General features: G+C 69.8%; 11 protein-coding genes and 2 pseudogenes. 2 read left to right on the top strand and 11 right to left on the bottom strand.

Going from position 1 to position 10126, the window contains the following annotated elements:
* The 6 genes and pseudogenes from AB0B89_RS31735 to infC all read right to left on the bottom strand — a co-directional run.
* Positions 1 to 400 (bottom strand): annotated as a pseudogene (locus AB0B89_RS31735) (phenylalanine--tRNA ligase subunit alpha); the annotation flags it as partial.
* A gap of 355 nt (positions 401 to 755) precedes the next feature.
* A complete protein-coding gene (locus tag AB0B89_RS31730) occupies positions 756 to 1838 on the bottom strand; it encodes an ATP-binding protein (RefSeq protein WP_358560140.1) in 1083 nt (360 codons plus the stop codon).
* A gap of 141 nt (positions 1839 to 1979) precedes the next feature.
* The gene (locus tag AB0B89_RS31725) at positions 1980 to 2783 is read right to left on the bottom strand and encodes an RNA methyltransferase (RefSeq protein ID WP_358560138.1); all 804 of its coding nucleotides are present in this window, start codon (positions 2781 to 2783) and stop codon (positions 1980 to 1982) included.
* A gap of 126 nt (positions 2784 to 2909) precedes the next feature.
* Positions 2910 to 3293 (bottom strand): 50S ribosomal protein L20, encoded by a 384-nt coding sequence (gene rplT / locus AB0B89_RS31720; protein WP_358560136.1) that lies wholly within the window; start codon positions 3291 to 3293, stop codon positions 2910 to 2912.
* 24 nt (positions 3294 to 3317) lie between these two features.
* Positions 3318 to 3512: a 50S ribosomal protein L35 gene (gene rpmI, locus AB0B89_RS31715; protein WP_358560134.1), complete on the bottom strand. Its 195-nt coding sequence runs from the start codon at positions 3510 to 3512 to the stop codon at positions 3318 to 3320.
* Between the two features lie 136 nt (positions 3513 to 3648).
* Positions 3649 to 4278 carry a translation initiation factor IF-3 gene (gene infC, locus AB0B89_RS31710; protein WP_358560142.1) on the bottom strand — a complete coding sequence of 210 codons (630 nt, stop codon included), beginning with the start codon at positions 4276 to 4278 and terminating at the stop codon, positions 3649 to 3651.
* Positions 4279 to 4652: 374 nt separating this feature from the next.
* Here infC and AB0B89_RS31705 point away from each other — a divergent pair, with 374 nt between their 5' ends.
* The gene (locus AB0B89_RS31705) at positions 4653 to 4904 is read left to right on the top strand and encodes a type II toxin-antitoxin system Phd/YefM family antitoxin (protein WP_358560132.1); all 252 of its coding nucleotides are present in this window, start codon (positions 4653 to 4655) and stop codon (positions 4902 to 4904) included.
* Positions 4870 to 5325 (top strand): type II toxin-antitoxin system VapC family toxin, encoded by a 456-nt coding sequence (locus AB0B89_RS31700; RefSeq protein WP_358560130.1) that lies wholly within the window; start codon positions 4870 to 4872, stop codon positions 5323 to 5325. Before AB0B89_RS31705 ends, AB0B89_RS31700 begins: the two co-directional genes overlap by 35 nt.
* Here AB0B89_RS31700 and AB0B89_RS31695 read toward each other — a convergent pair.
* The 5 genes and pseudogenes from AB0B89_RS31695 to AB0B89_RS31675 form a co-directional block, all read right to left on the bottom strand.
* Positions 5300 to 6130, bottom strand: a complete 831-nt coding sequence (locus AB0B89_RS31695; protein WP_358560129.1) for a shikimate dehydrogenase — start codon at positions 6128 to 6130, stop codon at positions 5300 to 5302. The two genes, AB0B89_RS31700 and AB0B89_RS31695, sit on opposite strands and share 26 nt — an antisense overlap.
* On the bottom strand, positions 6130 to 7296 hold the full coding sequence (gene mltG / locus AB0B89_RS31690) for an endolytic transglycosylase MltG (RefSeq protein ID WP_358560127.1): 1167 nt from the start codon (positions 7294 to 7296) through the stop codon (positions 6130 to 6132). Before mltG (AB0B89_RS31690) ends, AB0B89_RS31695 begins: the two co-directional genes overlap by 1 nt.
* Positions 7297 to 7453: 157 nt before the next feature.
* Positions 7454 to 8596 (bottom strand): endolytic transglycosylase MltG, encoded by a 1143-nt coding sequence (mltG, locus tag AB0B89_RS31685; protein WP_358560125.1) that lies wholly within the window; start codon positions 8594 to 8596, stop codon positions 7454 to 7456.
* Positions 8593 to 9090 (bottom strand): Holliday junction resolvase RuvX, encoded by a 498-nt coding sequence (gene ruvX, locus AB0B89_RS31680; protein WP_358560123.1) that lies wholly within the window; start codon positions 9088 to 9090, stop codon positions 8593 to 8595. Before ruvX ends, mltG (AB0B89_RS31685) begins: the two co-directional genes overlap by 4 nt.
* A gap of 43 nt (positions 9091 to 9133) precedes the next feature.
* Positions 9134 to 10057 (bottom strand): annotated as a pseudogene (locus AB0B89_RS31675) (DHHA1 domain-containing protein); the annotation flags it as partial.
* Positions 10058 to 10126: the final 69 nt, after the last annotated feature.

Here is a 10126-nt window from a genome sequence, read left to right as displayed (position 1 = left end):
AGTTGAACCACTCGCCCTCGAGCTCGGGCCCCTCGGCGACTTCGTAGCCCATCGCGACGAAGGCGTCGGCGATGCGCTCCTGCAGCGTCGTGAGCGGGTGCCTGGCCCCCCGGGGCGCGCGGTCCCATGGCAGGGTGACGTCGACGGCCTCCTCGACCAGGACGCGCTCGTCGCGCTCGGCCGTGAGCACGGCCTGCCGGGCGGCGAGGGCCTCGCCGATGGCCTTGCGAGCCCCCCCGATGCGCTTGCCGGCCTCGGAACGGGCCTGCGGCGGCAGCGCGCCGATCTCGCGGTTGGCCAGCGCGATCGGGGACCGGTCGCCGGAGTGCGCCAGCCGCACTTGCTTGAGGTCGTCGAGGTCGGCGGCCGCGTTGATGGCGGCCACGGCTTCCGCCTCCATGCGCGCCACCTCGTCGGCGTGCAACGGCGTCACCTCGACCGGGTCATAGGTGTTCGACAAGAGAGAGCTCCGTATCCAGGGCTTGAGCGGGCACGAGTCTAGTCCGTCCAGAGTGGCGAACCGGCCGCGAGGCGACGGGCTGTGGACAACCTCCCGCGAGCTGTCGCCGGAGGTTGCCGAAGCTGTTCCGATCACATGCGGGACGCCGCCGGGAAGCGGTCGCCGCTTCCGTGATCGCCTGCCGGACGACGGCGGGAAACGGTGGTGACCTCCCGCGGTCGAGCGTCCGTACGCGACGCGGCCGGGCCGGCGGATGCCGGCGTGGTGAGGCCCACCGGCCGTCCCGGGCGACGCGTCAGGCGAAGTCGGGAGTGCCGGCGGGCATGGTAAATCGGAACTCGGCGCCGCCGCCGGGCGCCCGCTGCACAGTGATCGTGCCGCCGTGGGCCTCGACGAGGCCCTTAACGATGAAGAGGCCGAGCCCCGTGCCGCCACGGCGCCGCCCGTTGCCGCGCCAGAACTGCCGGAAGACGCGCGAGGCCAGCTCGGGTGCGACACCCTCGCCCTGGTCACGCACGGACACGGCGACTCCCCACTCGACAGGCTCCACGACTATTGTCACGGTACCTCGCCCGTGACGCACCGCGTTTTCCAGCAAGTTTCCGAGGATCTGGTCGATCTTGTCCTGATCGAGCCACATCTCGGGTAGATCACCGAGCGTCTCCAGCAGGAAACGGTCCTCAGGCTCGCCCGCGGCCACCCGACCCGCGATGATCTTACGCGCCCGCGCGGGAACGTCGACAACCTGGCGGTGGATCTGCAGGCGCCCCGACTCTATGCGGGACACGTCGAGCAACTCGGTGATGAGCCGGGTGACCCTGTCGGCGTCGGCGTTGACGGTCTCCAGCATCACGCGCTTCTGGTCGTCGGTGAAACGGCCCCACTTGGCCAGCAGGGTGGCGGTGAACCCCTTGACGCTGGTCAGCGGGGAGCGGAGCTCGTGGGCGACGGTGGACACCAGGTCGGCGCGGCTGCGCTCCAGGCGGGCGCGCGCCGCCGCGTCGCGCAGGGTGACCACCACGCGGACGACGTCGCCGCCGCGCTCGGGCCTGCGCACGAAGCGGGCGGCCACCAGCAGCTCCTGGCCGCCGGGCAGGTAGAGCGAGCACTCGGGCTGGCGGCTGCGGGTGCGCAGGCCGCCGTAGGCGTCGAGCCACTTCCACCAGTCGCGGCCGTCGTTGTCACGGAAGGGCAGGACATCGGGAAAGAGCTTTCCGACGACCGCGTGCGGCCCCGCTCCCGTGAGGCGGGACGCGGCGCGGTTGAGGGCGACCACCCTGCCGCGCTCGTCGGCCACGATGACGCCGTCGGGCAGATCGTCGACCTCGATCGAACATGCGGCATCGGCGTCCCGTGGGTGGGTTTGTCCGCCGCGCACTATCGCCTCCTCGACCCTACAGGGCCGACAATAGCGGGTTTCCCGTACTGGAAGGCAGCCCTACTCTCCGTGGGGGACCGTCCCGCCGGAGCAGGAACAGGTCCCTTTAGGACAAAGGGGCCTGTACGGCTGTCAGAGGGCCTACGCGGAGCGCTGGGCCCGCGCCGAGGCATAAAGGCAGACTCCGGCCGCCGTCGCCAGGTTGAGGCTCTCGGCGCGCCCGTAGATGGGGACCCGGACGACCTCGTCGGCCAGTTCCAGGATCTCCTCGGGCAGGCCCCATGCCTCGTTGCCGAAGATCCACGCCGTCGGGCCGGCCAGGTCGACGTCGTCGAGCGTCTTGGCGCCGGCGCCGTCGGCCGCGAGGACGCGCAGCCCCCGCTCCTTGAGATGGCGTACGGCCTCGGCCACGGGGGCGGCGGTCACGACGGGGAGGTGGAACAGGCTCCCGGCGCTGGCCCTGACGCACTTGCCGTTGTAGGGATCCACGGAGGCGTCGGTGAACACGACCGCGTCCGCCCCCGCCGCGTCCGCCGTGCGCAGGACCGTGCCCGCGTTGCCGGGGTCACGCACGTGGGCCAGCACGGCGACGAGGCCGGCGCCCTCGGGGACGCCCTCGGCCAGCGGCACGTGGATGAAACGGCAGACCGCGAGCAGCCCCTGGGGAGTGACGGTCTGGGCGAGCTCCGCCATGACCTCCCCGCTCGCGGCGTGCACCGGCAACCCGGCGCGCCGGGCGGTGTCCACGATGTCGGCGTGCCTGATCTCCGCGTCCGCGGTGGTGAACAGCTCGACGGCGACGCCGGGGAGGTTCAGGGCCTCCCTCACGGCCTGCGGGCCCTCGGCGAGGAAGGAGCGGTCTCGGTCCCTGAATGCCCGCTTGGTCAGGCGCTTCGCGGCCTTGACCCGCGGAGATCTGATATTGGTCAGCTCGGACCCGGCCACATATCCCCCTGGTGAAACCCCTGAACCGTGACGACGCGCGTGAGGCCCGTCACGGTGGAAATGCCGGAAAACAGTGAACGACCCGCTCCGATACAGAACGAGTCGTTCACTGGGTCGTGCGTGGGCTCAGCTCGCGACCGGCGCGTTGACGTCGGACGGCAGGGCCTTCCTTGCGGTCTCGGCCAGCGCCGCGAAGGTCTGGGTGTCGTTGACCGCGAGGTCGGCGAGGATCTTGCGGTCCACCTCGACACCGGCGGCCTTCAGGCCCTGGATGAACCGGTTGTAGGTGATGCCGTTCGCGCGCGCCGCCGCGTTGATGCGCTGGATCCAAAGGCGCCGGAAGGCACCCTTCTTGTCCTTGCGATCACGGTAGGCGTAGGTCAGTGAGTGGAGCATCTGCTCCTTGGCCTTGCGGTACAACCGCGACCGCTGACCCCGGTAACCACTCGCCCGCTCGAGGACGACGCGGCGCTTCTTCTTGGCGTTGAGCGCCCGCTTTACGCGTGCCATTGTTCTATCTCCCCGGGGGTTCGGTTACTTGCCGAGCAGCTTCTTGATCTTCTTGGTGTCGGCATCGGACATGACGACCTCAGGCGCGAGACGGCGCGTCCGCGTGGACGCCTTGTGCTCGTTGTAGTGGGCACGGTTCGCACGACGGCGAATGATCTTGCCGCTCCCGCTGAGGCGGAACCGCTTCTTCGCACCGCTGTGCGTCTTCATCTTCGGCATGTCAGCCGTCTCTCCCTCAATGGTCCGTGCCGATATCCCGGGTCAAGGTACCCCAGCCAGGAGCATGCCTGGCCGCTCTCCCTGACCCGGTCTTCGGTGTCTTCTCGCATCCCGCCGAGCTGTCAGGCGGGGCGGGTCACTCCTGCGGTTCCGATGCCGACGCCATGTCGTGGTCGAGGCTCATGTCCTCGCCCTCCACCGGATCGCCGGAGGTTCTCGCGCGAGCCGCCGCGCGCTCGGCCTTGGCCTCGGCCTTCTTCTTGTGCGGCCCGATCACCATGATCATGTTTCGGCCGTCCTGCTTGGGCTGGGACTCGACGAAGCCGAGCTCCGTGACGTCCTCCGCCAGCCTCTGCAGGAGCCGGAAGCCCAGCTCGGGACGGGACTGCTCACGTCCGCGGAACATGATCGTGACCTTGACCTTGTCCCCCGCCTTGAGGAACCGCACGACGTGACCCTTCTTGGTCTCGTAGTCATGCGGGTCGATCTTCGGCCGGAGCTTGATCTCCTTGATGATCGTGTGCGCCTGGTTACGGCGCGCCTCGCGTGCCTTCATGGCGGACTCGTACTTGAACTTGCCGTAGTCCATGAGCTTGCACACGGGCGGACGAGCCGTTGCCGCGACCTCGACCAGGTCGAGGTCGGACTCCTGGGCCAGCTTCAGCGCATCGCCGATGGAGACGATGCCGACCTGCTCGCCGTTCGGGCCCACGAGGCGCACCTCGGGCACGCGAATACGCTCGTTGATGCGGGGCTCAGTGCTGATGGGACCTCCTAGGTACCTGGCATTTATCCGCGTCGGTGCTTGACCGTGATGGGAGGTTTCGCGGGAATGCGAAAAGCCCCACACGTCGCGCATGCGGGGCCACCGAGCTCGGTGATCAGATGACCATGAGCTCCCCGGAGGAGTCCGGTAGTGATCCTTGACCCGTCGGCCCTGCGGCCGAACAGGTGGGAGGAAAACCTCCGCTTGCGCGTCCAGCAGCCATGCCGGACCGATCAAGCAGCAACATTACCACAACACCGAGCACCCACCGAATAGTCCCCCGACCATCTTACTATCTGTGATTCATCGGACACGGAAGGCGATGAATTGCTAGGATCGCCCTGTGAGTCTAGACAGACCAGATGGAGGTGCTCATGGCTCAGTGGCAACTACAGGAGGCCAAGCAACGCTTCAGTGAGGTGATCCGCCAGGCTCACGATGACGGCCCGCAGGTGGTGACCCGCCACGGGGAGGAGGTGGCCGTAGTCATCGACATCGCCGAATACCGGCGGCTGAAGCACGGAGCCCCTGACTTCAAGGAGTTCCTCAGGTCCGCACCAGACCTGAGCGTGCTCGACATCAGGCGATCGGATGACCCCGTCCGCGTCGTGGATCTGGACGACTGAGCCGATGGGATTTCTTCTCGACACGAACGTCGCCTGCGAGGTGACCAAGCGGCGGCCGAATCCCCATGTGGAAGAGTGGCTCAACATGGTGCCGGGGCCGACTCTCTACATCAGTGTCATGGTCCTGGGGGAGATTCGCCAAGGCGTCGAGCGCCTACGGTACCGTGACCCCTCCCAGGCCGCTGTTTACGAGACATGGCTGGCACGCCTGCGGCACGAGTTCGTCGACCGCATCGTCTCCGTCACAGCGAACACCGCCGAAGCCTGGGGAGCGCTTAACGCCCCAAATCCGCTCCCGCTGGTGGACGGCCTGCTCGCCGCCACAGCCAGGGCGAACGGGTGGACCATGGTCACCCGAAATACCAAGGACTTCGAGCGCACCGGGGTGCGGGTGCTCAATCCGTTCGAGCCGCTCGTCTGAGGATCTCGGCCTCGCCGGCCGCCCGTACGACCGCGACCGGGACTCCCCCTCGGCCCGTGTGCATCTCCACCTGGCGCACGGCCTGGTGCAGCAGCATGGCGAACCCGCCGACGACCGTGCCGCCGGCGCCCCGCACGGCACGCGCCAGCGGCGTCGGCCATGGGGCGTAGACCACGTCGAACACGGCCGGCACGACGGTGAGCGCCTGCGCGTAGCCGTCCGCCGCCCCCGCGGGCAGCGTCGAGATCACAAGGTCCACGTCGAGTACGGTGTCGAGCTTGTCGAGCGTCCGCACGGTCAGGGCCATGCCGAGCCGCTCGGCGACCTCGGCCGTCTCCCTGGCCCGCGACGGGTCGCGGACCACCAGCGTCGCCTTCGACAGGCCGAGCTCGCGGAGCGCGGCGAGCGAGGAGCCCGCCGTGGCGCCGCCGCCGAGGATCGTCGCCGCCCGGGGTGCCACGACCCCCGACTCGGTGAGCGCCTGGACGATGCCGTGGACGTCGGTGTTCTCCCCGTGCCGGGCGCCGTCGCGGAAGACCACGGTGTTCACCCCGCCGACCTCGACGGCGAGGTCGGCGACGGTGTCCAGCAGGGGCAGCACGGCCCGCTTGAGCGGCATGGTCAGCGAAAGGCCCGCCCACTCGGGGCCCATGCCGGACAGCAGCCCGGCCAGGCCCCCCTCGTCGCACTCGATCGCGTCGTACCTCCAGCCGCGCAGCCCGAGGGCGTCGTACGCGGCCCGGTGCAGGCACGGCGAGAGCGAGTGCGCGATCGGCGAGCCGAGCACGGCGGCACGCCGCTCCATCAGCCCGTCCCGCGGTTCTGGTTGAACTCCTGGGCCAGCTTGAAGAACTCCGCCTCGGAGTCGGTGAACTTGGTGATGCCCCGCTTGGGGTCGGTGGTGACGAAGAACAGCCAGGTGCCGTCGGCGGGCTTCAACGCGGCCTCGATGGCGTGGTCACCGGGGTTGCCGATCGGACCGGGCGGCAGGCCAAGGCGCGCGTAGGTGTTGTACGGCGACGTGCTCTTGATCTCCTCGTGCGTGGCGGCGATGCCGAACTTGTTCAGGCCGTACATGACCGTGCTGTCCATCTGCAGCTTCATCTGCGGCGATCGGTTGAGCCGGTTGTAGATCACTCGCGCGACCTTCGGCATGTCGCGCACGCTGCCGGACTCCGCCTGCACGATGCTGGCGATCGTCATGATCTCCAGCGGCGTACGGCCCACCCGCCTGGCGCCCGCCACGAGGCCGGCGTCGTCGGCCGCGCGCTTGTAACGCGCCACCATCGCGCCGAGGACCTCGTCGGGGCTGGACTTGGGAGAGACCTCGTAGGTCGCGGGGAAGGCGAAGCCCTCCAGCCTGCCCCTGGCGTAGGACGGGAGGTCGAGCGCCTTCGCGTCCTTGGCCGCCTTGCGGAACTCGGACACCGGCTTGCCAGTGGCGGTCGACAGCTGCTCCAGGATCTGCGAGAGCCGCAGCCCTTCTCTCACGGTCAGGGTGGTCTGCAGCCGGCGCTTCGGGTCGAGCAGGGGGACGGCGTTGCTCGCGGCCATGCCCTTGCGAAGTTTGTACTCCCCCGGCTGGAGCGAGGCGCTCTTGCCGGCCGCGCCGATGGCGTTGATGAAAGCCCGCTCGCTGGCCACGACACCCTGGTCGACGAGGGTCTGGGCCACCTCGGTGGCGCTCTGCCCCTCCTTGATCTCCACGAGCACCTCGCCGGTGCCCTGCCCGGTGAAGTCCTTGGGGATCGCGACGCCGCGGATCCAGTTGTAGCCGTAGTACCCACCGACGCCGAGGACGCCGACAATGACGATCATCGCGACGAAGAAGGCCACGAAGCCCTTGCGGCGCTGGCGGCGCTGACGTCGCCTGCTGCGCGTGCGTGCCGTTCTGGAGGAAGCACGAGATCGGCGCCGGGGCCCTTCGTCGTCCTCGGCACCCAGCAGACTATCGAGGTCCAGATCGTTCATAGGTGCGCTCGCCAATCTCCCGGTAGGACCGGCCCGTCGTCAAGCGAGTGCCCCAAATTGGTGCGACATACCAGGCAAGCCGTCGTCCCCGCCCCTTGCTCCGCGCCTGCCGGGGCGACCCGGCGCGTGCGGGGGGCGGTGGCAGTCCCGCTGGGCATCAGTGCTGCCCGAGACGTTTGTTCAGCTCTTCTCGGAGTTTCACGAACTCACTCTCTTTGTTAGTGAATTTCGTGATTCTATGCTGTGGGTCGATCGTGACAAACCAGTACCAATCACCCTTAGCCGGACGAAGCGCCGCACGGAGCGCGGCCTCGCCGGGATTGCTGATCGGACCGGGCGGCAGCCCGGGGTGCATGTAAGTGTTGTACGGGGTGTCGCGCTTGATCTCGGCGTGTGAGGCCACGATGCCGTGCTTGCCCAGGCCGTACATCACCGTGCTGTCCATCTCCAGCTTGGCTCTGGACGCGAGGCGATTGTAGATCACTCTGGCGATCATCGGATAGTCGCTGTCCCTGCCGCCTTCGGCCTGCACGATGCTCGCGATGACCACCACGTCACGCGGGGACAGGCGCTGCCCCGCCGCCCCGGCCTCCAGGTCCACGTGCGCCGCCGCGCGCTTGAACCTGCGAACCATCGAGCGCAGCAGGTCGCGTGGTGTCGTCGCGGGCTCGATGTCGTAGGTGGCGGGGAACAGGAAGCCCTCGACGGTCCCCTTGGCGTACGGCGGCAGCGCCAGCTCGGCGGGCTTGGCGGCCATCTGGCCCAGCTCGGCCGCGGGCAGCCCCGACCCCTTCGCCAGGCGGGCCACCGCCTCGGCGGCGCGCAGCCCCTCGGGAATGGTCACCCGCTTCCGCACCCTGGACTGGGGCGCCATGAGAAGGTCGAGCGCCGACGCGGCGGACATGCGCTTGCGCAGGGCGTAGCGACCGGGCCGGAGGCTGCCCGACTTGCCGCGTTCCTCCACCACGTTGACAAAGGACCGGGCGCTCGCCACCACCTCGGCCTTGACCAGGGCGTCGGCCACCTGCCCGGCGCTGGCGCCCGGGGCGATCTCGACGACGACCGGACCCGAGCCCGTGCCGTCGAAGTCGTCGGGCCTCATGAGCGGCCCGAACAGCGCGAACGCCCCGGCGAGGCCCGCGGCGATCAGCACGGCGCTGCCCCCGCCGACCAGCAGCAGCAGAGCGCGCTTGCTGCGCCCGGCGCGGGCCCGGCGCTCGTCGGCCCCTTCGGGCACGCGCTCGTCGGTGAAGGAGATCAGGTCGTCGGGGTCGTCGCCGGGGCCGGCGGGCCGCGTCACGCCGAGGGCCCGGCGCTCGATTCCCCACCGGGACGCCGCCCCGGTGGCTCGACGGGTCTGCCCGGCGGGGCGCCGCCGGACCGCTCGGCGTCCAGGGCTGCCTGAAGCAGGACCACGGCCGCCGCCTGGTCGACCACCGCCCGCTGGTTCTTCGCCTTCACACCGCTGGCGCGCAGGCCCTGCTGCGCGGTCACGGTGGTCAGCCGCTCGTCGTAGAGGCGGACGGGCGCAGGCGCGAGCCGCTCGGCCAGCCTGACGGCGAACTGCCGCGCGGCGACCGCCGCGTGACTCTCGCGGCCCGACAGCGAGGTGGGGAGGCCGACGACGATCTCCATCGCCTCGCACTCGGCGGCGATCTCGGCGATGCGGTCGAGGTCGCCCCGGCCGCGCCGCACGGTCTCGACCGGCGTGGCCAGCAGCCCCGAAGGGTCACTGCGGGCCACGCCGACGCGGACCGATCCCACGTCGACGCCGAGCCGGACCCCGCGCCTCACCGCGGGCTCCGGGCACGGAAGCGCGCGCGCCAGATCTCCACGATCAGGACAGCGTCTCCCGGATCGCGTGCTCGACGGCGCCGAGCGCGTCGCCGATCGCCTCCGGACGGGCTCCACCACCCTGCGCGACATCATCCTTACCGCCACCGCCACCCCCAAGTGCCTTGGCGGCGACGCCGACCAGTCGCCCGGCCTTGAGACCCCGGGTGCGCCCCGCATCGTTCACAGCGGCGACCACGACCGGACGGTCTGCGGGCACACCGGCGATCACGATCATCGCAGCGCGGTCACCGGGGAACCGGCCGCGCACGTCGAGAGCGAGTTTACGCAGGTCATCGGGGGAAGTGCCGTCAGGCGCGCGGTGGGTGACGACCGAAACGCCGTTGATGTCACGGGCGGAGGCGGCGAGCTCGCCGGCCGCGGCGAGCACCTGGGCCGAGCGGAGCCTCTCAAGCTCGCGCTCGGCCGTGCGCAGGCGGGTGACGATGCCCTCGACCCGCTCGGGCAGCTCCTCGCGGCGCGCCTTGAGCTGCTCGCTGAGCTGGGCGACCAGCACGCTCTCACGGGCGAGGAAGCGGAAGGCGTCGATGCCGACCAGGGCCTCGACGCGGCGCACTCCCGCGCCGATCGACGCCTCGCCGAGCACCTTCACCAGGCCGAGCTGGCCCGAGCTGGCGACGTGGGTGCCGCCGCACAGCTCGCGGGAGTAGTCGCCGACCTCGACGATGCGGACCTCGTCGCCGTACTTCTCGCCGAAGAGCGCCAGGGCGCCCATCGAACGGGCCTCGCTGAGGGAGGTGTGGTAGGCGTTGACCTTGAGGTCGTTGATGAGGATGGCGTTGACCTCGTCCTCGACGTCACGCAGGACGGTCGGCGGGACGGCTCCGGCCGCGGTGAAGTCGAAGCGGAAGCGACCCGGGGAGTTCTCGGAGCCGGCCTGGGCCGCGCCCTCGCCGAGCGCGTTGCGGAAGTCCAAAACTGGGTGTAACCCATTAACCGGAATTGCGGCTTCCCCGTACATATTTGCCCATCGGGC

This window comes from Sphaerisporangium sp. NPDC049002, from assembly GCF_040649355.1.
GTDB lineage: Bacteria > Actinomycetota > Actinomycetes > Streptosporangiales > Streptosporangiaceae > Sphaerisporangium.
The sequence above is the reverse complement of the archived record's forward strand: the minus strand, read 5'-3'. Positions and strand labels throughout refer to the sequence as shown.

Excerpts from the sequence above, each read along its gene's own strand:
- rplT (WP_358560136.1), bottom strand. The coding sequence starts at position 3,293 with ATGGCACGCGTAAAGCGGGCGCTCAACGCCAAGAAGAAGCGCCGCGTC.
- rpmI (WP_358560134.1), bottom strand. The coding sequence starts at position 3,512 with ATGCCGAAGATGAAGACGCACAGCGGTGCGAAGAAGCGGTTCCGCCTC.
- AB0B89_RS31705 (WP_358560132.1), top strand. The coding sequence starts at position 4,653 with ATGGCTCAGTGGCAACTACAGGAGGCCAAGCAACGCTTCAGTGAGGTG.
- AB0B89_RS31700 (WP_358560130.1), top strand. The coding sequence starts at position 4,870 with ATGACCCCGTCCGCGTCGTGGATCTGGACGACTGAGCCGATGGGATTT.
- AB0B89_RS31695 (WP_358560129.1), bottom strand. The coding sequence starts at position 6,130 with ATGGAGCGGCGTGCCGCCGTGCTCGGCTCGCCGATCGCGCACTCGCTC.
- mltG (WP_358560127.1), bottom strand. The coding sequence starts at position 7,296 with ATGAACGATCTGGACCTCGATAGTCTGCTGGGTGCCGAGGACGACGAA.